General features: G+C 71.5%; 23 protein-coding genes. 8 read left to right on the top strand and 15 right to left on the bottom strand.

The window, feature by feature from the left end; all coding sequences use genetic code 11:
* Window positions 1-101: 101 nt before the first annotated feature.
* On the bottom strand, window positions 102-1,925 hold the full coding sequence (locus ACSHV8_RS31430) for an amylo-alpha-1,6-glucosidase (protein WP_436536970.1): 1,824 nt from the start codon (window positions 1,923-1,925) through the stop codon (window positions 102-104).
* A 114-nt stretch (window positions 1,926-2,039) separates the two neighbouring features.
* On the opposite strand from ACSHV8_RS31430, the gene ACSHV8_RS31425 reads away from it, so the two are divergent.
* The gene (locus tag ACSHV8_RS31425; RefSeq protein ID WP_436521600.1) at window positions 2,040-4,679 is read left to right on the top strand and encodes an MGH1-like glycoside hydrolase domain-containing protein; all 2,640 of its coding nucleotides are present in this window, start codon (window positions 2,040-2,042) and stop codon (window positions 4,677-4,679) included.
* A 196-nt stretch (window positions 4,680-4,875) separates the two neighbouring features.
* Here the strand turns inward: ACSHV8_RS31425 and ACSHV8_RS31420 are convergent, their stop codons facing one another.
* The 4 genes from ACSHV8_RS31420 to ACSHV8_RS31405 form a co-directional block, all read right to left on the bottom strand.
* Window positions 4,876-5,148, bottom strand: coding sequence for a hypothetical protein (locus ACSHV8_RS31420; protein ID WP_436521598.1), 273 nt, complete (start codon window positions 5,146-5,148; stop codon window positions 4,876-4,878).
* A 138-nt stretch (window positions 5,149-5,286) separates the two neighbouring features.
* Window positions 5,287-5,919, bottom strand: a complete 633-nt coding sequence (locus ACSHV8_RS31415) for a type IV toxin-antitoxin system AbiEi family antitoxin domain-containing protein (protein WP_436521596.1) — start codon at window positions 5,917-5,919, stop codon at window positions 5,287-5,289.
* A 175-nt stretch (window positions 5,920-6,094) separates the two neighbouring features.
* Window positions 6,095-7,897, bottom strand: coding sequence for an anthranilate synthase family protein (locus ACSHV8_RS31410; RefSeq protein ID WP_436521594.1), 1,803 nt, complete (start codon window positions 7,895-7,897; stop codon window positions 6,095-6,097).
* Between the two features lie 309 nt (window positions 7,898-8,206).
* A complete protein-coding gene (locus ACSHV8_RS31405) occupies window positions 8,207-9,199 on the bottom strand; it encodes an IS481 family transposase (protein ID WP_436536968.1) in 993 nt (330 codons plus the stop codon).
* Window positions 9,200-9,434: 235 nt separating this feature from the next.
* Here ACSHV8_RS31405 and ACSHV8_RS31400 point away from each other — a divergent pair, with 235 nt between their 5' ends.
* Entirely contained in the window at window positions 9,435-9,800 is a 366-nt protein-coding gene (locus ACSHV8_RS31400) for a PadR family transcriptional regulator (RefSeq protein ID WP_436521592.1), read from the top strand.
* Complete coding sequence (locus ACSHV8_RS31395; RefSeq protein WP_436521590.1) at window positions 9,800-10,774, top strand: permease prefix domain 1-containing protein; 975 nt, start codon at window positions 9,800-9,802, stop codon at window positions 10,772-10,774. The genes ACSHV8_RS31400 and ACSHV8_RS31395 overlap by 1 nt, the downstream gene beginning before the upstream one ends.
* A 9-nt stretch (window positions 10,775-10,783) precedes the next feature.
* Here the strand turns inward: ACSHV8_RS31395 and ACSHV8_RS31390 are convergent, their stop codons facing one another.
* A complete protein-coding gene (locus tag ACSHV8_RS31390; RefSeq protein ID WP_436521588.1) occupies window positions 10,784-11,158 on the bottom strand; it encodes a response regulator transcription factor in 375 nt (124 codons plus the stop codon).
* Window positions 11,159-11,348: 190 nt separating this feature from the next.
* Between ACSHV8_RS31390 and ACSHV8_RS31385 the strand changes: the two genes are divergently transcribed.
* Window positions 11,349-11,573: a hypothetical protein gene (locus ACSHV8_RS31385; RefSeq protein WP_436521586.1), complete on the top strand. Its 225-nt coding sequence runs from the start codon at window positions 11,349-11,351 to the stop codon at window positions 11,571-11,573.
* Window positions 11,574-11,836: 263 nt separating this feature from the next.
* Here the strand turns inward: ACSHV8_RS31385 and ACSHV8_RS31380 are convergent, their stop codons facing one another.
* Window positions 11,837-14,005: a glycoside hydrolase family 3 C-terminal domain-containing protein gene (locus tag ACSHV8_RS31380; protein ID WP_436521584.1), complete on the bottom strand. Its 2,169-nt coding sequence runs from the start codon at window positions 14,003-14,005 to the stop codon at window positions 11,837-11,839.
* Between the two features lie 98 nt (window positions 14,006-14,103).
* Between ACSHV8_RS31380 and ACSHV8_RS31375 the strand changes: the two genes are divergently transcribed.
* A complete protein-coding gene (locus ACSHV8_RS31375) occupies window positions 14,104-14,703 on the top strand; it encodes a TetR/AcrR family transcriptional regulator (RefSeq protein WP_436521582.1) in 600 nt (199 codons plus the stop codon).
* On the opposite strand, the gene ACSHV8_RS31370 is transcribed toward ACSHV8_RS31375, so the two are convergent.
* The 4 genes from ACSHV8_RS31370 to ACSHV8_RS31355 are packed head-to-tail and all read right to left on the bottom strand — an operon-like array spanning window position 14,700 to window position 16,629.
* Window positions 14,700-15,578: an NYN domain-containing protein gene (locus ACSHV8_RS31370; protein ID WP_436521580.1), complete on the bottom strand. Its 879-nt coding sequence runs from the start codon at window positions 15,576-15,578 to the stop codon at window positions 14,700-14,702. The genes ACSHV8_RS31375 and ACSHV8_RS31370 overlap by 4 nt on opposite strands.
* Entirely contained in the window at window positions 15,497-15,907 is a 411-nt protein-coding gene (locus ACSHV8_RS31365) for a hypothetical protein (RefSeq protein ID WP_436521578.1), read from the bottom strand. Before ACSHV8_RS31365 ends, ACSHV8_RS31370 begins: the two co-directional genes overlap by 82 nt.
* 46 nt (window positions 15,908-15,953) lie before the next feature.
* On the bottom strand, window positions 15,954-16,223 hold the full coding sequence (locus ACSHV8_RS31360; protein WP_436521576.1) for a GlsB/YeaQ/YmgE family stress response membrane protein: 270 nt from the start codon (window positions 16,221-16,223) through the stop codon (window positions 15,954-15,956).
* Between the two features lie 16 nt (window positions 16,224-16,239).
* On the bottom strand, window positions 16,240-16,629 hold the full coding sequence (locus ACSHV8_RS31355) for a YccF domain-containing protein (protein ID WP_436536966.1): 390 nt from the start codon (window positions 16,627-16,629) through the stop codon (window positions 16,240-16,242).
* A 90-nt stretch (window positions 16,630-16,719) separates the two neighbouring features.
* Here ACSHV8_RS31355 and ACSHV8_RS31350 point away from each other — a divergent pair, with 90 nt between their 5' ends.
* A complete protein-coding gene (locus ACSHV8_RS31350; protein WP_436521574.1) occupies window positions 16,720-17,202 on the top strand; it encodes a hypothetical protein in 483 nt (160 codons plus the stop codon).
* Here the strand turns inward: ACSHV8_RS31350 and ACSHV8_RS31345 are convergent.
* From ACSHV8_RS31345 to ACSHV8_RS31335, 3 genes are read right to left on the bottom strand one after another with little or no spacing between them, the layout of a single operon-like run.
* Window positions 17,189-18,991, bottom strand: coding sequence for a vWA domain-containing protein (locus ACSHV8_RS31345; RefSeq protein ID WP_436521572.1), 1,803 nt, complete (start codon window positions 18,989-18,991; stop codon window positions 17,189-17,191). The genes ACSHV8_RS31350 and ACSHV8_RS31345 overlap by 14 nt on opposite strands.
* 11 nt (window positions 18,992-19,002) lie before the next feature.
* Entirely contained in the window at window positions 19,003-20,046 is a 1,044-nt protein-coding gene (locus ACSHV8_RS31340; RefSeq protein ID WP_436536964.1) for an AAA family ATPase, read from the bottom strand.
* 59 nt (window positions 20,047-20,105) lie between these two features.
* Complete coding sequence (locus ACSHV8_RS31335) at window positions 20,106-22,193, bottom strand: sigma-70 family RNA polymerase sigma factor (protein WP_436521570.1); 2,088 nt, start codon at window positions 22,191-22,193, stop codon at window positions 20,106-20,108.
* 164 nt (window positions 22,194-22,357) lie between these two features.
* Here ACSHV8_RS31335 and ACSHV8_RS31330 point away from each other — a divergent pair, with 164 nt between their 5' ends.
* Window positions 22,358-23,332 carry a pectinesterase family protein gene (locus ACSHV8_RS31330; RefSeq protein ID WP_436521568.1) on the top strand — a complete coding sequence of 325 codons (975 nt, stop codon included), beginning with the start codon at window positions 22,358-22,360 and terminating at the stop codon, window positions 23,330-23,332.
* On the opposite strand, the gene ACSHV8_RS31325 is transcribed toward ACSHV8_RS31330, so the two are convergent.
* Window positions 23,329-24,597, bottom strand: coding sequence for an alpha-hydroxy-acid oxidizing protein (locus ACSHV8_RS31325; protein ID WP_436521566.1), 1,269 nt, complete (start codon window positions 24,595-24,597; stop codon window positions 23,329-23,331). The two genes, ACSHV8_RS31330 and ACSHV8_RS31325, sit on opposite strands and share 4 nt — an antisense overlap.
* Window positions 24,598-24,643: 46 nt before the next feature.
* Here ACSHV8_RS31325 and ACSHV8_RS31320 point away from each other — a divergent pair, with 46 nt between their 5' ends.
* The gene (locus ACSHV8_RS31320) at window positions 24,644-26,188 is read left to right on the top strand and encodes a DNA polymerase IV (RefSeq protein ID WP_436521564.1); all 1,545 of its coding nucleotides are present in this window, start codon (window positions 24,644-24,646) and stop codon (window positions 26,186-26,188) included.
* Window position 26,189: the final 1 nt, after the last annotated feature.

Here is a 26,189-nt window from a genome sequence, read left to right as displayed (position 1 = left end):
GGCCCAAGCGTCGGTGCTGCCGGTTGCAGATCGGGTGCGATGCCGGCCCCCGGGAAGTTGCCGGCCCCGGGAAGTTGCCGGCCTCCGGGAGGTTGCCGGAGCTACCGGAAGGATCGCGCCCGCAGGTGTTCGGCGACCGACCAGGCCTGGAACGGGCAGCCGGTCCCGGCGTGCGGCGCGTCGCCGTCGGCGGTCTCCGAGATCGACCCGAGTCCGTACTCCTCCAGGTGCCGCTCGATGTCGAGGAGGACGTCGGGAACCTCCACGCCGAGGCGATGCCAGGCTTCGACGTACGGGCCGGTGAGCCACGGCCAGACCGTCCCGGTGTGGTACGCCGTGTCCCGTTCCCCCGGCCCGCCCGCGTGCCGCCCGTGATATCCCGGGCTGCCCGGCGCCTGGCTGCGCAACCCCATCGGGGTGAGCAGCGCCGCCCCGATCCGCGCGAGCACGTCCGGGTCCGGTCGCAGCGGCGCGTGCGGCAGCGACCAGGCCAGGAGCTGGTTCGGGCGCAGCGTGTGATCGCCGAGCACGTCCTGCAGCTGCCCGGACAGGGTGGGGAAGGCTCGGGCGAAACCGGTCCGGGCCTTCGCCAGTACGGGCGCGAACGTGTCGCCGAGCGTGGCCAGCCCGTTGATCCACAGCGCGTTGATCTCGACCGCCTTACCGGCCCGCGGGGTGACCGGCACCCCGTCGACGCGGGCGTCCATCCAGGTCAGGGCTTCGCCCGGGGCCCCCTGGACGAGCAGCCCGTCGGCCGGGTCGGCCCGGATGCCGTAGCGGGTGCCGGCCAGGTGGTGCTCGATCACCGCCCGCAGGGCCGGCCGCAGCTGTGACGGGAGGTCGTCGTCGCCGGTGACGGTCGCGTGCCGGTCGACCGCGTGCAGGAACCACAGTGTCCCGTCGGCGGTGTTGTACTCCACGCTGCCGGTGTCCGCGGTGTTGGCCAGCATCCCCTCGGAGAGGGTTTCGGCGTACGAGAGCAGCAGCTCCCGCCCGAGGCTGAACCGTCCCGTGGACAGGAACAGCCCCTCGTAGCTGATCATCGTGTCGCGCGACCAGGCACCGAACCAGGGGTACCCGGCGACGACGTCCGGGCCCTTGATCACGAACGCGTCGGCGGCCAGGACGAGCGCCGCGTCGGCCGGATCGGCGGTGGCGACCAGTTCACGGTTGCGGCGGCGGGCCGCGTCCACGGCCACCCCGGCGGGCGGGGGAGTGGACAGGTCGCCGGCCCAGGCGAGGACCTCCACGGGGCTTTCCAGCGAGGAGTGGAAGCTGCCCGCGTACCATAAATTCTCTTGATCTTGAAGGCCGCGCGCCGCCTCCTCGCGGTAACGGACGCCGCGGAACCACTCGCCGGCCGAGGCGAAGCCCGGCCCGGCGATCCGGTAGGCGCCCTCGACGACGCAGCCGTCGGCGGCCGCGGCGACCGCGATCGACGAACCCTGCTCGGCGTGCGCGTCCCGCCAGGCGCAGAGTGCTTCCAGGGTGATCTGGGCCGGCCCGCCGGCCACCTGCCGATGGACGACCGAGACGGCCGCCCGCCCGTGCACGGTCGCGATCTCCCGCTCGATCACCACGTCGCCGATCCGCCACCGCCACCGCGGCACCCCGTCGATGAGGGCGAACGACGACAGCAGCTCGTGTCCGCGCGGCTCGACCACGCCGCTCGACCACTCGTGACAGCCCAGCCGCACCCGGGCGCCGGACGGCAGCGTCACCACCGCGTCGAGCGACGCCAGGCCCAGCATGCGGGACGCCGGTGTTGCCCCGGCCACTATCAGAAGCCCGTGGTACCTGCGCGTGCGCAGGCCTGTGACGGTCCCCATGGCATAGCCGCCGAGCCCGTCGGGTAGGAGCCATTCCCGAGTCGAGCCGCTGGTCAGATCCGTACATACCTGTGGTCCGAAGGCGATCGGCCGCACGGTGGACAAGGAAGGGAACCTCCGACCATGGGGAAGAATCGGCGAGGCCGACACACTTGACACCAGACCGTGACAGTCTCAGTGTGATCGACTCCTGACCGTAATTTCGTGGGGATGGTGAGAACGGACGTGTCGGAGCGGGATCGGCTGGCCCAGGCCGACTCCGGCGAGCAGCCGTGGCGCGCCTGGGGTCCCTACCTCTCCGAGCGGGCGTGGGGCACGGTCCGCGAGGACTACAGCGAGCACGGGACGGCGTGGGACTACTTCCCGCACGATCACGCGCGCTCCCGCGCGTACCGGTGGAACGACGACGGCATGGCCGGGGTCTGCGACGACCGGCAGACGTTCTGCTTCGCGCTCGCCCTCTGGAACGGCCAGGACCCGATCCTCAAGGAGCGGATGTTCGGCCTCGGCGGCGACGGCGGCAACCACGGCGAGGACGCCAAGGACTACTGGTGGTACCAGGACTCGACGCCGACCCACTCGTGGATGAAGTGGCGCTACCACTATCCGCAGGCCGAGTTCCCGTACGACCAGCTGGTCCGGGTCAACGGGCAGCGCTCGCGGACCGAGAGCGAGTACGAGCTGGTCGACACCGGCATCTTCGACCAGGACCGGTTCTGGGCCGTGACCGTCGACTACGCCAAGGCCGGCCCGCGGGACATGTGTATCGCGATCACCGTCTCCAACCGCGGCCCGGAGAAGGCCACCCTGCACGTGCTGCCGACGCTCTGGTTCCGCAACACGTGGTCGTGGGGGCTGCCGAACCGTCCGCAGCCGTCGCTCACCGGCACGCCGGGGCGCATCGCCGGGCGGCACCGGTCGATCGGCCACATCACCCTGGACGCCGACGGGAAGCCGCCCGCCCTGGTCTGCGACAACGAGACCAACGCGCAGCGGCTGTGGGGTCTGCCGGGGAGAAGTCCGTACCCGAAGGACGGGATCAATGATTTTCTGATCTCCGACATGCCGACGGTGAATCCGAACGGCGTGGGCACCAAGGGTGCGTTGCACTACGAGATCACCTGCAAGCCGGGGGAGAGCCGGACCATCCGGCTGCGCCTCGCGCAGACCGACGCGCCCTCGCCGCCGCTCGACCTGGGCCGGGAGTGGGCCGCGGTGATGCGCGACCGGCGGGCCGAGGCCGACGCGTTCTTCGGCGAGATCATCCCGGCCGGCGCGTCCACCGAGGAGGCCGCGGTCGCCCGGCAGGGCATCGCCGGTCTGATGTGGGGCAAGCAGTTCTACCACTTCGACGTCAAGCAGTGGCTGGTCGGCGACCCGGCCAACTCGCCGCCGCCACCGGGCCGGCGCTACGGCCGCAACAACGGCTGGTGGCACATGAACAGCTTCGACGTCATCAGCATGCCGGACCCGTGGGAATACCCCTGGTACGCCGCGTGGGACCTGGCCTTCCACTGCGTCAGCATCAGCCGCGTCGACCCGGGCTTCGCCAAGTCCCAGCTCCTACTGCTGCTCCGCGAGTGGTACATGCACCCCAACGGCCAGATTCCCGCGTACGAGTGGTCGTTCGCCGACGTGAATCCGCCGGTCCACGCGTGGGCCGCGCTGCGCGTCTTCGAGATCGACGGCGGCCGTGACTACGACTTCCTGTCCAAGGTGATGCACAAGCTGCTGCTCAACTTCACCTGGTGGGTCAACCGCAAGGACGTCGGCGGCAACAACGTGTTCGAGGGCGGCTTCCTCGGCCTGGACAACGTCGGCCCGTTCGACCGCTCGGCCGCGCTGCCGGTCGCCGGCGTGCTCGAACAGTCCGACGGCACGGGCTGGATGGCCATGTACGCGCTCAACCTGCTCGACATCTCGATCATCCTGGCGCTGCACGACCGGGCCTACGAGGACATGGCCACCAAGTTCCTGGAGCACTTCACGTACATCGCCGAGGCGGCGTACCGGCAGGGGCTCTGGGACGAGGAGGACAGCTTCTTCTACGACGTGCTGCGCCTGCCCGACGGCCACAAGGTGCCGCTCAAGGCCCGCTCGATCGTCGGCCTGCTCCCGCTCGCCGCGACCACCCGGCTCACCTCGGACACCCTGAACCGGCTGCCCGAGGTGAACGCGCGCGTGCGGTGGATGCTGCACAGCCAGACCGACTACGGCGACGTGATCAGCGCCCGGCGCCTGGGCGGGGCCGACCGGCGGCGGCAGCGCCTGCTCAGCATGGTCGGCCAGGAGCAGCTGCTGCGGATCCTGGCGCGGCTGCTCGATCCCGAGGAATTCCTCTCGCCGTACGGACTTCGCACGCTCTCCCGGGCCCACCTGGAGAAACCGTTCACGGTGTCGCTGGGCGGCTCCGACTTCACCGTCGGCTACGAGCCCGCCGAGAGCACCAGCGGCCTGTTCGGCGGCAACTCGAACTGGCGTGGCCCGGTCTGGATGCCGGTCAACTACCTGCTCGTCGAGGCGCTGCGCGAGTTCGCCGACTTCTACGGCGAGGACCTGCGGGTCGAGTACCCGACCGGCTCCCAGGTCAAGATGTCGCTCACCGAGGTCGCCGACGACCTGTCCCGGCGGCTCATCGCCCTGTTCGTGCCCGACACGGACGGCCATCGCCCGATCTACGGCGCCACCACCCTGTTCCAGACCCACCCCGACTGGAAAGACCTGATCGTCTTCCCGGAGTACTTCCACGGCGACAACGGGGCCGGCCTCGGCGCCTGGCACCAGACCGGCTGGAGCGCCCTGGTCGTCGACCTGATCCTGACCCTGCGCTCGGCGAAAAAAACTCCGTAGGGTGAAGCAACCGGCGCAGGCCGGACCTCTGCGTCAGGACCACGGTCCACCTGGCCGCGGTCGACCAGGTGCGCTGCTCCGTCGGCACCGCCAAGGGGCAGGCCTCGCGCGGGCCGAGCCGCCCGCGGGAGCTGAGCAGGTCGCGCACACACCCGCGGGCGCCCCGAGGTGTTCGGGGCGCCCTTTCGCGTCGTTCTCAGTGCGCCTGGGTGACGATCGCCTCGGCGACGTGGCGCAGCTGCTCGTGGTCGGGGTGGAAGCCCGCGGCGATGTCCGGGTGCAGGCCGGCCCGCGCCTGGTCCAGGAGCATCGAGGTGACCTGTTCGACGCTCTCCCCGGCATAGTGCTGGCGAACCTTCACGGTTGCCGCCTGGAGGGCCGAACTGAGCTGGTCCTCCAACGGCCCGCGCAGCTTTTCCTCCACCGGGTTGAGCGATTGCGGATCAAGGGTGACGTGTGGCTCGGCCAAGGTAGTCCTCCGGAGGTCAGCGACGCCGTGCGGATACCCGTCGACCAACGCTCAGTAAACCCCGCAAGCCCCGGCCCGCGTGGCCTTTTCACCCCACCGGATGATCTCCCGTTCCCGGCCGTGTCGCCTCCGGTCTCCCTACCCGGCGCGGATCGGGCGGTCCCACTCGCCGTCGAAGACCGTGCGTTCGATCAGGTCGCGGCGGGCCAGCCGGGGCAGCCGGGCCAGAACCGGGCGGACCTGGGCCGGGCTGACCAGGCGCCGCCGGCCGACCTCGCCGAGCACGAGCATCGCGTCGAGCCGGTCCTCGGCCCATTCGACGGCGTCGACCAGGGCGCGGGCCGCCGTGGTGCACGGTGGAGTGCTCGTCGGGCAGACGTCCACGCTGCTCAACCGGCGGGTGCGGTGCACCCGCACGGCCGGTGGCGGGTCGCGGTCGGGCAGGTTGGCGGGCACGAGCACGTGCACCGCGGGGTCGCCGGGCCCACCCAGGCCCAGGTGTCTCAGCGCGGTCAGGCCGGCGAGCAGCGCGGGCCGTCCGTTGCCGGCGCCGAGGCTGGCGATCCACAGGTGCTGCCGGTGGCCGAGGTCGTCGCCGGTCAGGTAGAGCCCGCGGTGCACCCGTCGCCACCGCCCGGTCCGCACGCGATGGCGGATCGCCTTCTCGCTGAGCTGCTGCCGAGCCTGCCGCCAGGTGATCACGCCGTCCTGCCGGCGCAGGATCGCGCCGAGGGTCTGGGCGTTGCGCGGGGCGCACACGGTTCCGGTCATGAGCCCAGCATTCGCGCTCCGGCCGGCCGTTTCCAGCCCCTGTGGACGACGCCGGACCGGTACCGAGCCGGCCACCTGCGGGGTCGGCGCGGCACGGGGGCGACCGGAGGACACGACAGGGTCGGTGGCCCAAGGTGAGGCTCTCGATCCCCTTGGACCACCGACGCCATAATCGCTACCCGTTCGTGAGCGGACTAACCACTTCCGCCGTCAAAGGCGGCAGAAGTTCACGAAGGACGTCGATCCCGTCCCGGCTCAGCACCGACTCCGGATGGAACTGCACCCCGGCGAACGACCCGCCCCGCAGCGCGTGCACGGCCCCGTCGACCGGATCCCGGGCGATCTCCACCGGCCCGTACGGCGAGGAAATCGCATCCACCGCGGAAACCGCCGCGAAGCTGGAGTAGAACCCGACCCGCCGCACCCGCCCGAACAGATCCACGTCCCGGGCCAGCCCCTGATAGGTCTCCTCCCGCCGGAACAGCGACAGCCCCAGGTGCAACGCCACCAACTCCTGCCCCAGGCAGACCGCGAACAGCGGCCGCCCCGAGGCCAGCCGCGACGCCACGACCTCGCGCATGACCGCCATCTTCGGGTCGTCGGGCGACGACGGATCGCCGGGCCCGGGCCCGACCACCAGCAGGTCGGCCGCGGGAAGCGGCGCCGACCACGGCACCACGGAGACCACCAGGCCGAGCGCCTTCAGCTGATGGGCCAGCATCGCGGTGAACGTGTCCTCCCCGTCCACGATCACCGCCGACCGCCCGGTCAGCGCCGGCACGGCGAGCGCCCCCTCCTCCCGCGAGTCGAGCCAGAACCGGGCCAGGTCCACGTTCCGATCGGCCAGCACGCGCAGCTCGGACTCCCCGGCGGCGGGCGGGGGCGATGTCCGGACCGGAATGGTCGCCGCCCCTAAAGCGGACAGCACACCGGCCGCCTTGGTGTGGGTCTCGGCCACCTCGCCTGCCGCCGTCGAGTGCCGCACGAGGGTCGCCCCGACCGGAACCCGCAGCGTGCCGCCGGGGGTGATCTCGGCCGTGCGGATCAGGATCGGCGCGTCGAGCGACTGCACGCCGTCGTCGGAAACGGACAGCAGCGCCAGCACCCCGGCGTAGTACCCGCGGCCGCGCCGTTCGTGCCGGGCGATGACCCGGCACGCGTTCTCGATCGGGCTGCCGGTCACGGTCGGCGCGAACATGGTCTCCCGCAGCACCTCCCGCACGTCCAGCGAGCCGCGCCCGGCCAGCAGATACTCGGTGTGGGTCAGATGCGACATCTGCTTGAGGTACGGCCCGGCGACCTGCCCGCCGTGCTCGGCCACGGTCGCCATCATCTTGAGTTCCTCGTCGAGGACCATGTACAGCTCCTCGACCTCCTTCGGGTCGCGCAGGAAGTCGATCAGCTCGCCCGAGCCGTGCCGGAACGTGCCGCTGATCGGGTTCATCATCACGATGCCGTCGTTGACGCTGACGTGCCGTTCCGGTGTCGCCCCGACCAGCGTCCGGGTGCCGGTGTGCACGAGGAACGTCCAGTACGTGCCCTGCTCGCTCGCCAGCAGCCGCCCGAACGCGGCGCGGGCGGCGTCCACCGGATCGCCGTCGACGCTCGCCTCGAACACGCGGTGGATCACGAAGTTGGCGCCCTCGCCGTGCCCGATCTCGTCGCGCAGCACGTCCTCGACGATCGCGCCGTACTCGTCGTCGTCCAGGTCGAAGCGCCCGCCGGAGACCCGCAGCTCACCGGCGGGGAAGTCGCTCAGCGGCCGGGTCTCGCGGGACGCCACGAGCAGGCATTCCAGCGGCGCCCCGTCGTCGACGCAGTCGAAGCCGCGTTCGGCGATCTGGCGGTACGGGACGACGGCGAGCACCTCCCGCCCGGGTTCGAGCGGGATGCCGGCCAGCGTGTCCACGGTGATGATGTCGCCGGTGAGCACCTCGACGTGCTCGGCGCCGTCGCGGTGCAGAAGTGCGAAGGGCATGGTTCCTCGTTCCGGGCCGGGCGACCGCCGCGCCGAGTCCGGGCCATGCGAAACGGCCGCCTCGACGAGGCGGCCGCGGGTGGTTACGCGCGAAGTGTGGCCGCCGTCAGGCGGGCCACCACATGCTCAAGCGCGCGTTCATGCCCGGGACTATAACCCAAAACCCTCTGCCGCGGGTCGACGGGTTTGTTGCTCTGACCGTGCCCACCCGACCAGGTCGCCCTTGCGGGCCTCGCGTTCTGGCCGCGCCAGCGGCCTGCGAGGACCGGAAGGGTCCCCGCGGGAGCGGCGGTCCGGACCACGGCGGACCTAGGTGTGATGTCCAGCCAGGTTGTTCAACCGGGTGATGGGTGCGCGTTTGCCGATGGCGGTGTGGGGTCGGTGGTGGTTGTAGTCGTGAAGGAAGGCTGGTAGCGCGGCGCGGCGGGCCTTCTCTGAGGTGTAGAGCTTGGCGAAGGCCCAGCCGTCGGCCAGGGTGCGGTGGAAGCGTTCGATCTTGCCGTTGGTCTGTGGCCGGTAAGGGCGGGTCTTTTTCACGGTGATGCCCAGGTCGTGGCAGGTGGTGTGCCAGAGCCGGGATTTGTATGCGGAGCCGTTGTCGGACAGCACCCGGCGGGTGGTGACGCCGCGTTCGGCGTACCAGGCCACGGCGCGTTGCAGGACGCCGGTGGCGGTGATCGCGGTTTCGTCGTCGTGGATTTCGGCGTAGGCGACGCGGGAGTGGTCGTCGATGACGGTGTGCACGTATGCGGTGCCGATGAGCGGGTTGTGGTGCCGGTTGCGGGGTTTGCCGGGCGTGGCGGCCTTGTTTTTCCTGCCCTGGACACGGCCGAGGAAGCGGTGCCCGCCGCCGTCGGGTACGTTGCCGAGTTTCTTGACATCGACGTGCAGCAGGTCACCGGGCTGATCGTGTTCGTAGCGGCGGATCGGTTCGCCAGTGCCGCGGTCGAGGTGGGAGAGCCGGTTGAGGCGGCGCCGGCGCAGGACGGCGTGGACGGTGGAGGCGGCCAGGCCGAGTTGATCGGCGATCGGGACCGGGCCGAGGCGTTGTTTGCGGCGCAGGTGCACGATCTTGCGGACGGTCGGCGCCGGGGTCAGGTTCGGTTGCCGGTGCGGGCGTGACGAGCGGTCGGTCATGCCGGCTTCGCCCTCGGCGCGGTAACGAGCGGCCCATTTCGCGGCCGTTCTCCAGGACACGTCGTAGCGTTCGGCCGCTCGTGCGGGTGACCAGCCGTCATCCACGATCAGACGCGCCAGCCGCAATCGCGCCCGCGGGGTCAACGCGGCGTTAGCGTGGGACATGAAGGCCTCCAGCCTGCTCAGTGGTTGTCTAGACAGCTCCACTGCACAGCCGGAGGCCTTCATCTGTTCACAAGATCCAGCCCCGATCCTCAGATCGAGTGGTTACATTTCCTCGACCAACGTCCCCGGACATCACACCTAGGACATGAAGAATTTGATCTTCGGATTGGGTCGTGTCTCGGCACTTTGCTGTATTGGGTTGCCATAGTGTGTGAGGCACAGTATCGTTTCTGGCATGACAATGGATGCGACGCTAGCGGGGCATCTGCAGGAGTTGCGGCGAGGCACCGTGGTCGTCGCGAGCCTCACCGTCCTGCGGACGCCGGGGTATGGATATTCGCTGCTGGAGACGCTGGCGCAGGCCGGTTTCGAGGTCGAGGCGAACACGCTCTATCCGCTGCTGCGCCGGCTGGAGGCGCAGGGGCTGCTGACCAGCGAGTGGAACACCGACGAGGCCCGGCCGCGGAAGTTCTACCGGACCACCGAGCAGGGTGACGCCCTGGCCGGGACGCTGCGCGGCGAGTGGGCCCGGCTCGACGCCGCGATCGGCGACCTGTCGAAGACCGAAGACAAGAAGACCGAAGACCTGGGGAGCGAGTAATGGCCAACATCGTCGATCGTTACGTGTTCACCGCGCTGCGCCGCATCCCGGAGCAGCAGCGCGCCGACATCGACCGTGAGCTGCGCGCCTCCATCGAGGACGCGGTCGACGCCCGGGTCGAGGCCGGGGAGAGCCGGGAGGCCGCGGTCGCGACGACACTGACCGAGCTGGGTGATCCGGATCGGCTGGCCGATCAGTATGCGGGGCGCCCGGCCTATCTGATCGGGCCGGAGTTCTATCCGCTCTGGCGGCGGCTGGTCCGGACGATGCTGCTGACCATCCTGCCGATCGTGGTCGCGGTCGGGGTGACGGTGCAGATCTACCACGATCCGAACATCGGGAAGATCATCGGCAGCGCGGTCTCCGGGGTGATCACGATCGGGGCGCAGATCTGCTTCTGGGTGACCGCGGTCGTCTGGCTGCTGGAGCGCACCGGCGCCAAGACGTCCTTCAAGGTCAACTGGTCGCTCGACGACCTTCCGAAGTACGAGGGTCAGCGCGCCACGTTCGGCCCGATGGTCACCGGGATCGTGTGGGTGACGATTCTGATCGCCGGTCTGGTGACGCAGCAGTTCATGTTCTCCGACGTGCCCGCGCTCGACCCGGCGAACTGGGCGTTCTGGTGGCCGGTGATGATCGCGCTGTTCGTCCTGCGCGCCTTCTACCACGTGTGGGTGCACCGGATCGGCACCTGGACCCGGGCGGTGGCGCTGGTCAACGCGGCGCTGACCGTGGTCACCACGGTTCCGCTGGTGTGGCTGCTGGCCACCGACCGGTTCTTCAACCCGGCGTTCCACGATCTCGACCGCATCCGGGGTGGCGAGGTGCAGGGCTGGACCAGCACGACGATCATCGTGATCCTTGTGGCCGGCGGGCTCTGGGACATCGTCGACACGATCCTGCGGGCCGAGCGGGCCCGGCGCGGGATCCCGGCGAAGGTGCCCGGCACCGGTGGGAGCTACGACTTCAGCTAGGCCCGGCCACTACGTTCGAGCCCGCGTGAGCAGTGCCTGAATCCGGGACACGAGCTCGCGCGGGCTGAACGGTTTGGTCACGTAGTCGTCCGCACCCGCGCTGAACCCGCCCTCGACGTCCTGCTCCTGGACCCGGGCGGTGAGCATGATGATCAGCATCCCGGCGGTCGCGGGGTCGGCGCGCAGCATGCGGCACACCTCGATCCCGGACAGCAACGGCATCGAGACGTCCAGCACCGCGAGGGTGGGGCGATGCGCGCGGGCCTGCTCCACCGCGGCCTGGCCGTCCCCGACCGTGATCACCTCGAGACCGGCCTGCTCCAGCTTGAAGGCAACCAGGTCGCGGATGTCGGCGTCGTCGTCGGCCACCAGGACCGTGGTCACGGCAGCTCCCCTCGATCGGCGTCACTCTCTGTGAAGACAATATCCGTTCATCTGGCGCTATGTCGTGCGGAAGCCGGGATTGTGCCGTGCAACCGGGCTGCAACCCAGGAGAGCCCGGTCTGCCACCCGGCCGGAGTGTGCTGAATCCCGCAACCGCTACGAACCGGACCGGGAGGAACCGATGACAGCGATGCTCGATCACGTTCGGACCGAAGCGCTCTTCGTCTCGGACCTGCAGCGCTCGCAGGATCCGACAGTGCAGGTCATCCGCGACGCGATCACGACGACGGTGAGCCGGCTCGGTGAGCACGGCTGCGCCGAACTGGTCGCGCAGGAGTTCGGGGAACATCCGGACTGTGCGATCGGCCGCATGCGGTGGGCCCGGTCCGCCGTCCGGCTCGCCTTCGCCGCCTGATTTCGCGCGTACGGAAGTGAGCACGGTCCCGTGGGACCGGGGGCGCGGCCCGGTCCCGGCACCGGGCCGCCCCGCGACCCCCGCGTCCGGCTGGTCGTGAGGGCTGCCTCCGGGTCGTTGAGGCAGCCCTCACGACCAGCCGGGACCCGCGGGCTGGGTCTCAGGGCTCGATCCCGGCGGGTGCTCGCGGGCGGCGAGTTCGACCTCTGAGCAACCAAGAAAGCCCCGGCCGTGATCGGCTGGGGCTTTCTTGATGTCCGGGTCTACTCGTTGGCCGCCTTGATCAGGCCGGTCAGGGCTTCGGCGCTGAACGGGCTGCCCGGGAACATGGCCATCCGGCTCAGCGGCAGGCTGTTCAGCATCAGCAGCATCCCCGGGTCGGAGGCCATGGCCGCCATGGTCGAGTCCCCGGCCCCGGCCGCCGCCTCGGCGAAGAGTGAGCCGAGCAGTTCGGCGCCGCGCGGGTCGGCGAACCATTCGCCGACGCTGGAGTCGGCGGTGAGCGGCACCCGCACCGCGTCCCCGTCGACGTGCCGGGTCACGGTGGCCCGGATGTCCCGGGAGGATGCGCCGATCTCGAACACGTAGTCGCCGTCCTCGACGATCCACCGGCCGAGCCGGACGTCCCAGTAGGCCAGGTCGGCCCGGTCGACGGTCAGCACCACCTCGGTGGTGGCGCCGGCCGGGATCGCCACGTTCGCGAACGCCTTGAGTTCGCGCGGGGCCCGCCGCACCGACGAGCCGGGCAGGCTCACGTAGACCTGCACCACCTCGCGCCCGTCGACCGATCCGGTGTTGGTCACCGGCACCCGGATCTCCAGCCCGTCGCCGGACGCGGTCCCGTACGAGAACGTCGTGTAGGAGAGCCCGAACCCGAACGGGTACGACACCGCCTGCTCCCGCGCGTCGAATCCGCGGTATCCGACGTGCAGCCCCTCGCCGTACCGGACGTGCCCGTGCTCGCCGGGGAAGTCCAGGTAGGACGGGTGGTCGGCCAGCTTGACGGGGATCGTCTCGGCCAGCCGCCCGGACGGGTTGACCCGCCCGAAGAGCACGTCGGCGATCGCGCTGCCGCCGGCCTGCCCGAGCAGCCAGCCCTCGACGATCGCGGGCACGCGCGCCTCCCACGGGCTGGTCACCAGGACCGCGCCGTTGGAGAGCACGACGACGGTGTTCGGGTTGACCGCGGAGACCTGCTCGATCAGCGCCAGGTGTTCGGCCGGGAGGTCCAGCGATTCCCGGTCGGCGCCCTCGGTCTCGTGCACGCTGCCCACGAAGACGAGCGCGACGTCGCTGCCCCGGGCCACCTCGACGGCCGCGGGAATGTCGTCGTAGCCGCTCGCGAACGTGACGGCCGCGCTGGTCGAGGCCTGGATCTGGGTCAGCGCGTCGTCCAGGCGGGTCGGCGTGATCTGCGAGCTGCCCCCACCCTGGTAGCGCGGCGTCCGGGCGAACTCGCCGATCACGGCCAGGCTCTGCCCGCCCAGCGGCAGGATCCCGCCGTCGTTCTTCAACAGCACGATCGCCCGGCCGGCGATCTCCCGGGCCAGATCATGGTGGGCAGCGGCGTCGTACGCGCCGGCTTCGCGCTTCCCGGCCTTCACGATCATTTCCCGTACGAGATCAGCCGACCTCCGCAGAGCGGCCGCCTCCAATGTCCCGTTCTCGACCGCGTCGACCAGGGCCCGGTCGCCGGCCGCGTCCGGCCCGGGCATCGTCAGGTCGAGCCCGGCGCGGACCGCCGCGACCCGGTCGACGACCGCACCCCAGTCGGAGACGACCAGGCCTTCGAAGCCCCACTCGTCGCGCAGCACCTCGGTCAGCAGCCAGTGGTGCTCGCTCGCATACACCCCGTTGACCTTGTTGTAGGCGCACATCACGGTCCACGGCTGGGCCCGGGTCACCACCCGGTGGAACGCGCGCAGGTACATCTCCCGCAGCGTGCGCTCGTCGACGTCGGCGCTGACCCGCATCCGGTCGGTTTCCTGGCTGTTCACCGCGTAGTGCTTGAGCGACGCGCCGACCCCCTTGCTCTGCAGGCCGCGCACCCACTCGGTGGCGAGGACGCCGGTCAGGATCGGGTCCTCGGAGAAGTATTCGAAGTTGCGGCCGCCGAGCGGGCTGCGCTTGAGGTTGACGCCGGGCCCGAGCAGCACGGCCACGTCCATGGCCCGGCACTCGTCGCCGAGCGCCTCACCCATCCGGCGCAGCAGCTCCGGATCCCAGGTGGAGGCGCCGGCCACGGCCGGCGGGAAGCAGGTCGCCGGGACCCCGGCCAGCAGGTCGCCCTCGGAGGCCTGCATGCGCACCCCGTGCGGACCGTCGGTGACGGTGAGGGCGGGCAGGCCCGCCGACTCGACGGCGGTGGTGTGCCAGAAGTCGCTGCCGCTGGTGAGCGCCGCCTGCTCGGCGGTGCTGAGCTCGGAAGTCATGATCGGCCGCCCTTACTGAGTACCTAGTAGGTATTAACTACTTGGTAACATAACTTCGCCCCGGCTCACGGGCAAGAGGCCGCCGATGGGAAGACTCTGTGAACGCCGTACCGCCCCGCCGCCGCGACCGGACCCGGCTGCCCGCCGCCGAGCGCCGCCGGCAGATCCTCGACGTCACCACCCGGCTGATCGCCGAACGCGGCTTCTGGGGGCTGTCGATGCAGGACGTCGCCGACGGCTGCGGCCTGACCGTCCCCGGCCTCCTGCACCACGTCGGCTCCAAGGACAACCTGCTGGTCGCCGTCCTGGAACTGCGCGACGCGGAGGATCACCGGGCGCTCGCGGCCGACCTCGGCCGGCCCATCGACGAGCTGCCCGGGGTGGTCCCGCTGCCCGACATCTGCCTCGCCCTGGTCCGGCGCAACGCCGCCCAGCCCGAGATCGTGCGGCTGTTCGCGGTCCTGGAAGCCGAGTCGCTGGCGCCCGACCACCCGGCCCACGACTACTTCCAGGCCCGCCAGGACAGCACGATCAAAGCCATGACGCTGCTGGCGCAGGCCCATGGCGTACGGGAAGCGGAGATTGTGGCCCGGCAGGTGATGGCGCTGATGGACGGCCTGCAGATCCAATGGTTGAGAGATCCCGAAGGGATCGATCTGGTCGTCACCTGGACCGCCGCCGCCAAGGCCCTGTTCTAGGCGCCCAACCAGGCCCTGACCTCGACGATCTCGTCGTCGCTGAGCGCGATCGCCGCCGCCTCGGCCCGGTTCAGCACGTTGTCGGCGAAGGCCGTCGCGATCTCGGCCGCCGCCGGCGGCGGCTGGCGGTAGAGCGGCGCCCCGCCGAACGCCGTCCCCCGGGTCACGAACGCGATCGCGCTGCGGCTCACGTCCACCCCCTGGGAGGCGAGCTGGTCCCGGGCCCACCGTGTCGCCTCGGTCAGGTTGAAGTGGTGCTCCCCGGCGTAGTCGGCCAGCGCCTGGTAGATCGGCGGCCACATCTCCTTGGCCAGCCGGGGCAGGCTGAGCAGCGCCGACAGGCGCCCGACGGGTTCCGGCGCGGGCCCGGTGGCGACCCCGGACTCCGGTGGTTCGTGCCGGGCCGAGTCCCACAGGAAGTGGTTGGAGAACTTGGCGCTGGGCAGGCTGAGGCTTTCCAGGGCGCGCACGAACCCGCCGTTGCCGAACCAGTTCGTGTCGTCGACGCTGGGCCCGAGCTGGCGGCGCAGGTCGTGGGCGAGCGAGGCCAGGTTGAGCGGGCCGGTCGCGGAGTCGTAACGCCAGGTGACCAGATCACGGAACTGGTCGTAGGAGACCGGGCCGGGGGCGACCGGCGCCTCGTCCAGCTCGACCGGCTCGCCCTGGACCAGTTCGAGCAGCTCCTGGCTGGTGATGAGCCGGTCGGCGACGGCGATGAACGCCTCGGCCGCGTCGGACGGCGAGACGATCGTGGTGCGCCGGTCGGCGCGACGAAGCCGTACGAGCAAGGGGGTCATGTCGGAATCGCCGGAGGCGATGACGAACTCCTCGAACGTGACCGGGTCGGCGACGGCGTCGACGGCGTCGACCACCATCCGGATGTCGGCCGCGTTCTTGGTGTGGTCAGGCGCGGGCAGTCGATCACCTCGAAGCCGGCGTTGACGAAGAACGGCCGGAACTGCGAGTAGTAGAGCCGCGGCTGGGCCGCCTCGCTGTCCGGGTTGGGCACCCAGCCGCCCGGGTTCATGTAGCAGCGCAGGATCAGCCAGCGGCGCGGGCCGTCGACGGTCAGTGACGTGGTCAGCCGGACCAACCACGCGGCCGGGTCCTTGGCGAACTGGATCGCCACGTCCGGGTCCTGCTTGATCAGTCCGCTGAACACGTTGTCGAAGTCCAGATAGAGTGCGGCGCGTACGCGGGCCATGACCGAAAACCTACCGTGCCCGTGCCGCCACCGCGTTCGACTGGCCCTACAGCCGGCGGCGGCGACCGGCGCCGGAGACCAGGGCCACCCCGATCGCCGCGAGACCGACCTGCAGGGCCAGCTCGATCCAGTCGATCCCGTCGGTGTCGTCGACGCCGAAGGCCACCGCCAGGAACGTGCCGGCCAGCCCGGCCACGACGCCGACCAGCAGCGTCGCCCAGAGCGCGATGTTCTGCTTGCCGGGGACGACCGCGCGTCCCAGCATGCCGATGATCAGGCCGAAGACGATTCCGGTGAAGATGCCGTTGATCTCCATTGCTGAACCTTCCGGGTCAGGGGACGTCGACGATCTCGCGGCCCAGCGGCCAGAACGCTACCGGGACGAGCTTGAAGTTCGCGATACCGAACGGGATGCCGATGATCGTCACGCACTGGGCGACGCCGATCACGATGTGGTGCAGCGCGATCCACCAGCCGAAGAGGACCACCCAGAGGATGTTGGCCAGGCCGGAGCCGACCCCGGCGCCCGGGCGGTCCACGACCGTCCGGCCGAACGGGGCCAGTGAGTAGACCGCGATGCGGGCCGCCGCGACCCCGAACGGGATGGTGACGATCAGCGCGAAGCAGATCAGGGCGGCCAGGCCGTAGCCGAGGAACATGAGGAAGCCGCTGCCGAAGATGAACCAGAGAACGTTGAGGATGAAGCGCACAAGCGACAGCATGAACCCGGGTGGCCACCCGTAGGGGTACGCCCCGACCATGTCGCACAGGTTGGACGCCGGCCCCGGCCCGGACCGGCGTTGGCTACTGCCGTGCACCTCGTCCAGGTCCTCGATCTGCTGCAGGAACTCCACGTCGCGAGCGGTCACCCGGAGATCGCCGCGGTGGAGCGGTTCGGCGCCGACGCCGCGCCCGGCGGGCCCTCGCCGGCCGGGCTGCGGCTGCGCTACGACACCGGCTCGTTCGCGTACCTGTGGGGCGCGGTCTGGCCGGGGGAGACGGCCATGCCCGTACCGGAGAATCTGCCGCCGCCGTCCCGCCGGGCCTCCCGGGCCGTGGTCTTCGCCGCCCAGCTCCTCGACGCCGCCCGCCCGTCCGCCTTCCGCTCCTGGGAGCTGGTCGCGCTCGCCGACCTGGGCCCGGTCGCTGAGCGCGGCAAGGTTCCGCTGGGCTTGCGGGTCAATTGCGCCGACGGTACGTCGTTGCTGCTGCGCGCGACCGCGGCGGGCGGCCCGAACGCCGAACCCGACACGGAACCGCACCCGGACTACCGGCTGACGATCAGCGCAGGCTGAACACGGGACCACGCGGCGTGAACGGCAGCCGGGCGCCCCGCGGCATCAGGTAGGCGTGCGCCCGCCGGATCCGCAGCACGTCGCAGTGCCCGTCGGTGATCACCAGGATCGGCCCGTCGGCCGGGAAGTCGCCGGCCCGTTCGAGCAGCCCGATGGCCGGCTGCAGCACCGTGCCGCCGCGACCGTGCACCCGGACCCGCCCGGCGATCTCCTCGACCGGCAGGTACCCGGCGTCGTAGGCGGTCGCGTCGCAGAACACCACCCGCGCCGCGGGCACGTCCCGGGCCGTCGCGTAGGACGCGATCGCCCCGAGCGCCTTGCCCATGAGCTGCGGACTCATCGAGCCGGAGGTGTCCACGACCACGCCGAAGGTGGCCCGCGGCACGATCTCCTCCGGACGGTGGCGGCCGGGGCGCGGAATGTCCGGGGTGGACGCCTGGCGGCGCGACGGCCGGGCGTACGACCGCCGCGGCTCGACCACCGGCACGTGCTCGTCGAACCAGCGGGCCAGCCGCACGTCCCACGGCAGCGGCGGCTGTTCGAGGACCCGGATCTCCTCCTCCAGCCCGGCCGGCAGCAGCCCGCGGCCGCTGCTCACGTGGTACGCGTGCCCGGTCAGCAGCGCCCGCCGGCAGAACTCGTCCAGGTCCAGGCCGCCGCCGCGGCGCCCGGACCAGGGCAGCGGCTCGCCCAGCAGGTCGCCCACACCTTTGCCCCGCAGCGTCGCCAGTTTCCGCATCCGCCGCAGGTCGCCGGCGATCCGGTCGTAGACCGCCTCGGCCGACGCGTTCGCCCCGGTCAGCTCCGGGTCGTGCAGCAGCCCGTCGGGCATCACGCCGACGCCCATCTCCACCAGCCATCCGTTGATCACGAAATCACAGGCGACATTCCAGAGGTACGGATCCCGGTGCCCGACCCGGTCGCCGTGTCGCAGCGCGGCGTGCAGCATCTCGTGGGCCAGCACGAACCGCCACTCCCGCTCGCTCAGGTTCCGCACCGGGTTGACGTAGATCTCGCCGGCCCCGGCCGACACCGCGGCGATCGCGATCCCCTCCGAGCGGGCCAGCTCCACGTCGTCGACCAGGGTGAACCCGGCCGCGATCCCGCCCAGCAGCGGGTAGTGCTGCAGGAACCAACTGAAGGCGAGCTCGTACGCCGTGCGGTGCGGCCCCGAGCCGTCGGCCCAGCGCCGCGCGCCCCCGGCCACCTCGATGCCGGCGGTCGCGGCCTCGGTCAGCCCGGCCGCGAACCGCTGCGACCAGTCGACACCGCGGCCCCGGCCGGGCGCGCAGTCGTCGCGCACCGCGATCACGTCCGGCGCCGCCGTGCCGCACCCGGCCATCTCGGCCGGCACACCGCTGCGCCGCCACCGTTCGGCCAGCGCGGTCTCGTCGCCCGACGGCAGCGGATCGGGCAGCGGCTGCGGTTCCCGGCCCAGCTTGACCTCGCGCTGGAAGCGGCTCACGACCACGCAGGCCGCGGCCCGGGCGGCGTCGTCGGGCAGCGCGCCCGGCGCGGTGTGACCGAAACCCAGGTGCAGCAGGCCGTGCGCGATCACCCACTCCCACTCCTCCCGCTCCAGGCGGCGGTGCCGGTTGACCCGGATCACGCCATCGGCGTCGACCTGGGCGATGCCGGGCAGGCCGCCCTCGGTGAACCGGGCGGTCGCGCCCGCGTAGGTGCAGCCGCTGTCGGTCATCGGCGTGAAGATGTGGTTGCTGCCGATGACGTTCCAGGCGTGGTGGAAGGCGGTCGTGTTCGGGTCCGGCTGGTCGGGGCGGCGGGCCATCCCGGCCGCCGTCAGGTCCGCGCCGCGACCAGGCGCGGCAGGTCGCGGCTGATCTCGACCAGGAACCAGGCCGGCAGCACCGGCCGGCCGGACGGGTCCGGGGCGATGACCAGGCGCCCGCACTCCAGCGACAGCTCGGCCAGCTCGACCAGCATCGCCTTGGCCCGGTGGGCGAACTGGCGCAGGCCGGCCGGGACGTGGTCCTTGGACGCCGGCAGGTCCTTGACCAGCCGCGCGCGGAACGCCTCGGCCAGGAAGTAGAGCAGGTCCCGGTCGGCCGGGGCGGACGGCCAGCCGGCGTCGCCGCGGACGATCGCGTCCAGCCCGTACCGATGCCGGACGATCTTGACGTAGCCGGCGAACGCGGTCGCGTGCTGCGGCCCGAGCGTGCCCGCGGCCAGCATCGTCACCAGTTCCTCGCCGAGCCCGTCGCCGTACGAGTGCAGCGCGTCGGAGAGCATGTGCCAGCTGCGCGGCGTCGAGAACGTCTCCTCGGTCTTGGGCGGCGCCGACCACAGGTGATCGGGGCGCTCGGTCAGGTAACCGAGCACCCACGGGTGGATGCCGGCGGTCCCGGCCCAGTTCGCCCAGTCCGTCCAGTCCGCCCGCAGGTGCACGTGGATCATGCGGTTGACCAGGGCCGACGCCATCGGGCGGGCGAGTGCGTGGTCACTGGCCCGGTTGCCCGCGCCGATCACGATCGAGCCGGCCGGCAACTCGTACGCCCCGATCCGGCGGTCCAGGATCAGCGAGTAGAACGCCTTCTGCACCTCCGGCGCGGACGCGTTCAGCTCGTCCAGGAACAGGCAGTACGGCTCGTCGCGGGCGATCGACTCGGGCGGCGCGAACCGGCTGCGACCGTCGCGCAGCTCGGGGACCCCGATCAGGTCCTCGGCGGCCAGCTGGGTGCCGACCAGGGTCACGCACTCCAGCCCGAGCGACGCGGCGAAGTTCCGGACCAGGGCACTCTTGCCGATGCCGGGGGCGCCCCACACGAACACGGGCCGGACCACCGCGACGTGCAGGAGCAGGTCGGGCAGCTGGGCCGGGGTCACCGTGATCGCGGAGTGCATGGCGGCCAGTGTGCCGCGCCCGGGCCATCGCGAGCAGCCGATTAATCGCCGCCGGTCATCGACGCGCCCGCGCCGTTCGTGGTGGCCAGGAACGTGGTGCTCGGCAGCGCGCCACCGGCCGTCCGGGAACCCTCGGCGACCTTGGGATCGGCCGACCGGAACGTGGCCGCCTCGCCCTGCCAGCTGTTGTGGGTCTGTTTCGCCGTGGCCGAAAGACCCTGCTCACCCTGGGTGTTGCCGACCGCGACGTCGTAGCGGAGGGTGGCCGGCGCGGTCGTGACGGCGAAGCCGAGACCGGTGTTGCGGTAGGCGGTGTTGTTGCCGAGCGTGAGCGGCGCCGGGTTGCCCTCGTCGACGAAGCCGTGCCCGCCGTTGTTCCAGGCCGCGTTGTGCCGGACGGTGTGCGCGGCCGCCGCCGACGGGGTGCCGCCGCCGACCGCGAAACCGTTCGCGCCGTTGCGGAACGACCAGTTGTACTGCACGGTCACCGCGTTCGCGAAGTCGCCCAGGTTGATGCCGTCACCGCGGTTGCCGAAGGCCCGGTTGCCACGCAGCTGGTTGCCGTCGCCGTCGCCGAACTGCACGGCCAGGCCGGAACCCTGGTTGTCGTGGAAATCGCTGTCCAGCACCTGGTTGCCGACGGTCCCGGCGTCGCGCAGCATCAGACCGGCACTGCCGCTGCCGTGAATGGCCAGGTTCTTGAAGACGTCATTTTCACAACCACCGCAGACGTACGCCTGGTCGGGCGCGCCCGTGATCTCCAGCCCCTGGACCGTCCAGTTGTCGGCCCGCTGGGTGATCGCCCACTTGCCGGCCGGGATGCCGGACATGTCGAGCACGGGCTTCTCGCCGCTGTAGGCGAGCATCGTGATCCGCTTCGCGGCGGTGCCGCTGGTCGTGATCGTAATCGGACTCGTGGTCCGGTACGTGCCACCGCGCAGCGCGATCGTCTGGCCGGGCCGGACCGTCGCCACCGCCTTGGCGACGGTGGCGAGGGGATGCGCGGCGCTGCCGTCACCGTCGTCGCTGCCGTCGGGCGCGACGTAGATATCGGCTTTTGTCGCTACTTTTGCGGACGGGGCAGCCGACGTCGGCGCGGCGCTGGGCCGGGGAGCGGACGCCGTGGTCGCGGTCACGGTGACCGCGGGCGGCGCGACCGACAGGGGCGCGTCCGGATCGGCGGGGGAGTGGTGGACGGCGTACGCGAAACCGCCGCCCACCACCGCGGTCGCCGTCGCCGCCACCAGCACCTTGTTCTGCAGCGCGGCCATCAGCGCGGTCCCCTTGGCCGCGGTCACCATCGCCGGCGCGGCCGACCCGCCGTGGATCGCCGCCTGCAGCGCCGCGGTCAGCGCGATCGGCACCGGCAGCGCGACCATGCCGAGCAGCAGCTGCTCGGGCGGGACCAGGCCACCTTGCCGGACCCGGCAGCTCGCGCAGTCCCGCACGTGCCGGGCCAGCCGCTTGCGCCAGACCGAGTCGGTGGTGCCGTCCCAGAACCGGACCAGGTGCGACAGCTCCGGGCAGAGCGGCCGGGCCCGCAGCGCCCGGACCACCCCGCGGGCCAGGTCGACCTGCGCCTTCATCCGCTGCACGCGGACCGCGGCGTGCTTGGGGGCGACGCCCAGCGTGGCGGCCAGCTCGGCCCGGTCGATCCGGCCGGACGCCTCCTGCCACCAGAGCGCGAGCAGCTCCCGGTCGGTGTCCTCGAGCCAGCGGCCGGCCTCGGCCAGCTCGCGGCGCTGCTCGGTGACGACCAGCTCGGCGGTGGTCCGCTCGGCGAAGTCGCCGGCCGGGTCGGGCACGTCGACCGGCTCCGGGTGGCGGCGCAGCAGCGTCATCTTGCGCGACCGCAGATGCATCTGGATCTGGCGGTAGGCGATCGCGATCAACCATGACCGGAATCGGTCAGGCTGGCGCAGCGTGCCGAGGCTGCGGATCGCCTTCAGCATCGTCTCCTGGACGATGTCGTCGACGTCCGGGTGCCCGTCCAGGGCCCGCCCGACCACGTTGTAGACCAGCGGCAGGTGCCCGGTGACGAGCCGGTCCAGGGCACCGAGATCACCGGCCTGCGCGTCGCCGACCAGGCGCGTGGTGTCCCGTACGACCGTCGCCGAAGTCTCCGCCACCGCCCGCTCTTCCCGCTCGAAGGTGTGAGGGCGCTGATCGTGGCACGGCTTTCCGAGGGCCGTCAAAAATTCTTTCCAAGATTTTTGTTGTCGGTGGGAGCGTGCCCGCATCTACGGAACGTCGCCCTCCCCCAGGGGCGGCTGCTCCCCGAAAGGACAGCGTTTTGTCGAGAACATCCCGCAAGGTCGCCCTGGCGACCCTGCTCGCGGCCGTCCCCGCGGCCGCGATCGCCTACGCCGTGCTCCCCTCCGACGCGGCCACCACGACCACGTACACGGTCGCCGCCGACGGCACCGGGAAGTACACGACCGTGCAGGCCGCGATCAACGCCGTGAGCAGCGGCACGATCACGATCAAGCCCGGGACCTACCGCGAGATCGTCACCGTCCCGGCCGCCAAGTCGCACATCACGCTGGTCGGCGGTGGAACCTCGGCCGATGACGTCGTGATCGTCAACAACCGGGGTGCCGCGACCTACGGCACGTTCTCCACCCCGACGATGTACGTCTACGGCGACGACTTCCTGGCCCGGAACCTGACCGTCGCCAACGACTTCGACGAGACCGGCCTGACCAGCGGCACCCAGGCGGTCGCGCTGCGGGTCGACGGCCGGCGGGCCCAGTTCAACTCGGTCAAGCTGCTCGGCGACCAGGACACCCTGCTGGTCAACGACGGCGCGCGGGCGTACTTCGCGGGCGCCTACATCGAGGGCACGGTCGACTTCATCTTCGGCGGCGGGACCGCGGTCTTCAACGCCTGCAAGATCTACGAGAAGCGGACCACCGGCGGACCGATCACCGCGGCCAGCACGCCGGCCACCCAGACGTACGGCTTCCTGTTCTACAAGTCCACGGTCACCGGCAAGACGAACGCGACCACCCAGCTCGGACGCCCGTGGCGGCCGGCCGGCCAGGTCGTCTTCCGCGAGACCAGCCTGAGCGCGACCGTCGCGGCCGCCCAGCCCTGGATCAACATGTCGGGAAATGCCTGGCCGAACGCGCGCTTCAAGGAGTACGCGAACACCGGCGCGGGCGCGACCACCAACAGCAACCGGCCGCAGCTCACCGCCGCGCAGGCGGCGAGCTACACCCCGCAGAAGTACCTGGCCGGCACCGACGGCTGGAATCCGATCGGCTAGCCCGGGACCTGGGTGACCGACTCCCGGGTGATGCCGGCGATCGAGCGGGCACCGGTCAGGGCCATGGTCAGGTCCAGCTCGGCGACCACGTTGCGGATCACCTCGGCGACGCCGTGCGCGCCGGCCAGCGCGAAGCCGTACAGGTGCGGACGGCCCAGCAGCACGGCGTCGGCGCCCAGGGCCAGAGCGGTGAACACGTCGGCGCCGGTGCGGATGCCGCTGTCGAACAGCAGCGTCCGCTCCGGCCCGACCTCGGCCCGGATCGCGGTCAGGGCATCCAGGGACGCCACCGCGTTGTCGACCTGCCGCCCGCCGTGATTGGAGACGACGATCGCGTCGACCCCGATGTCGAAGGCGCGCCGGGCGTCCTCGACCGACAAGATCCCCTTGAGTACGACCGGAAGACCGGTCCGCCGTCTCAACGTCGCCAGGTGATCCCAGTTCAGGCCCGGGTTGGAGTAGATGTCGAGGAACGTCTCCACGCTGGCCAGGGGCTCCGGCGAGCGCAGGTTGGCCCAGAACGAGCCGGGGTGGTTGCGCGCCATCGCGATCAGCGCCCGGATCGCGCCGAGCGTCACCTTCGGCCGCTCCCGCGGCTGCTCGGCCCGCTCGGCGGCGATCGCCCGGAACACCGGATCGGACGTGTACTGGGCGATCCCCAGCCCCTTGGCGAACGGCAGCGACCCCAGGTTCAGGTCCTGCGGCCGCCAGCCCAGCACGGTGGTGTCCAGGGTCACGACCAGCGCCCGGGCGCCGATCCGCTCGGCCCGCGCGATCAGGCTGTCGACCAGCCGTTCGTCCTTGCTCCAGTAGAGCTGGAACCAGCGCGGGGTGTCGCCCATCGCCGCCGCCGACTCCTCCATCGGGTTGCACCCCTGATTCGAGAAGATGTACGGCGTCCCGGTCGCGGCCGCCCCGGTGGCGATCGCGACGTCACTGTCCCGGCCCATCAGCGCGCCCGCGCCGACCGGGGCCAGCAGCAACGGGCTGGGCAGGCGGGTCCCGAACAGCTCGATCGACAGATCCCGGTCGACCGCGCCGGCCGCCATCCGCGGCACGATCGCCCACCGGTCGAACGCCGCCCGGTTGCGGCGCATGGTCCGGCCCTCGCCCGCCCCGCCGGCCACGTACGCCCAGGCCTCGGCGCTGCTGACCTTCCTCGCGCGGCGTTCCAGCTCGGCGAAATCGGTCGGCACCACCGGGCGGCGCCCCAGCGTGCCGGCGCGGTAGATCGTCGACTGTCGGGCCAGTCCGTCGTCCGGCATCGCGGGGCTCCTCGAAATGTCGTACCCGCTGCGTAGGCTGCGGGTCGTGAGGGGGGATCCGAGCATTCTGCATGTCGACCTCGATGCGATGTTCGCCGCGGTCGAGCAGCGTGACAAGCCCTCCCTGCGCGGCAAACCGGTCGTCGTCGGCGGGGTCGCCGGCCGCGGCGTGGTCTCCACGGCGTCGTACGAGGCCCGAGCCTTCGGGGTGCGCTCGGCCATGCCGATGGCCCAGGCCCGCCGGCTCGCGCCCTGGTCCACGGCCTACCTGTCTCCCCGCTTCGCCGCCTACAAGCGCACCAGCCAGGTCGTCATGCAGCTGCTGGCCGAGGTGTCCCCGCTGGTCGAGCAGGTCAGCATCGACGAGGCATACGTGGATCTCGCCGCCACCGACACCGACCTCAGCCTCCCCGGCGTCACCGCCCTGGCCACCGACCTGAAGGCCCGGATCGCGGTCGTCACCGGCGGCGTCACCGGCTCGATCGGCGCCGCCTCGTCCAAACTGCTCGCCAAGATCGGCTCGGACCTGAACAAGCCGGACGGCCTGACCGTGGTCGCCCCCGGCCAGGAGCTGGCCTTCCTGCACCCGCTGCCGGTGAGCAAGCTCGGCGGCGTCGGCCCGGCCACCGAGCAGCGCCTGCACCGCTCCGGCGTGCGCACGGTCGGCGACCTGGCCGCGGTCGAGCTGGATCTGCTCGTCGACTGGTTCGGCCAGGCCCACGGCACGGGCCTGTTCCGCCTGGCCCGCGCGCAGGACGACCGCGCGATCGTCAGCGAGCGCGAGGCCAAGTCGGTCTCGGCCGAGGAGACGTTCGACATCGACGTCACCGACCCGGTCCGGCTCAAACGCGAGCTGGATCTGCTGTCGGCCCGGGTCGCCGGCCGCCTGCGCTCCGGCGGCCTGGCCGGCCGCACCGTCAACATCAAGGTCCGGCACGGCGACTTCACGACGGTGACCAGGGCGTTCACCCGCGACCACCCGACCGACGACGGCCGCCTGGTCGCCCAGCTGGCCCGCCGCCTGCTGACCGAGGTCGACACGTCGGGCGGCATCCGCCTGCTCGGCGTCGGCGTCTCCACCCTGACCGACTTCGCCCAGGACGACCTGTTCACCGAAACCGACCCGATCCACGACCTGTTCACGGCCGCCGCCGACCTCCCGGACGAGCCCGCCATCGCCGCCGCCGTGGCCACCACGCCCGCCGCCGGGGCCACGTCGCCCGCCGCTACCGGGGTCGGGTCGCCCGCCGATGCCGCCGCTGTGCCGCCGGCCGTCGCTGCGGGCGTGCCGCTCGCCGTCGCGCTGCCCACCGAGCCCGGCCTGGACGGGCCGGAGCCGCCTGTCCTCGCCACGGCGGCGCTGGACATGACCGAGCCCGAGCCGGCCACCGACGCCGGACCGGTGGTGTGGCGGCCGGGGCAGGACGTGCGCCACGACGAGCTCGGCGCGGGCTGGGTGCAGGGCAGCGGCCTCGGCCGGGTGACGATTCGTTTCGAGGGTCCGCTGACCCCGCGCGGCCCGGTCCGCACCTACGCCGTCGACGATCCCCACCTGCACCCCACCGACCCGCCGGTCTGGGCGATTTCTTGAC

Source organism: Actinoplanes sp. HUAS TT8 (assembly GCF_051380535.1).
In the GTDB taxonomy this organism is placed as follows: Bacteria; Actinomycetota; Actinomycetes; order Mycobacteriales; family Micromonosporaceae; genus Actinoplanes.
Note: the sequence above shows the minus strand (reverse complement) of the source record. Positions and strands in the feature narration are given on the sequence as shown.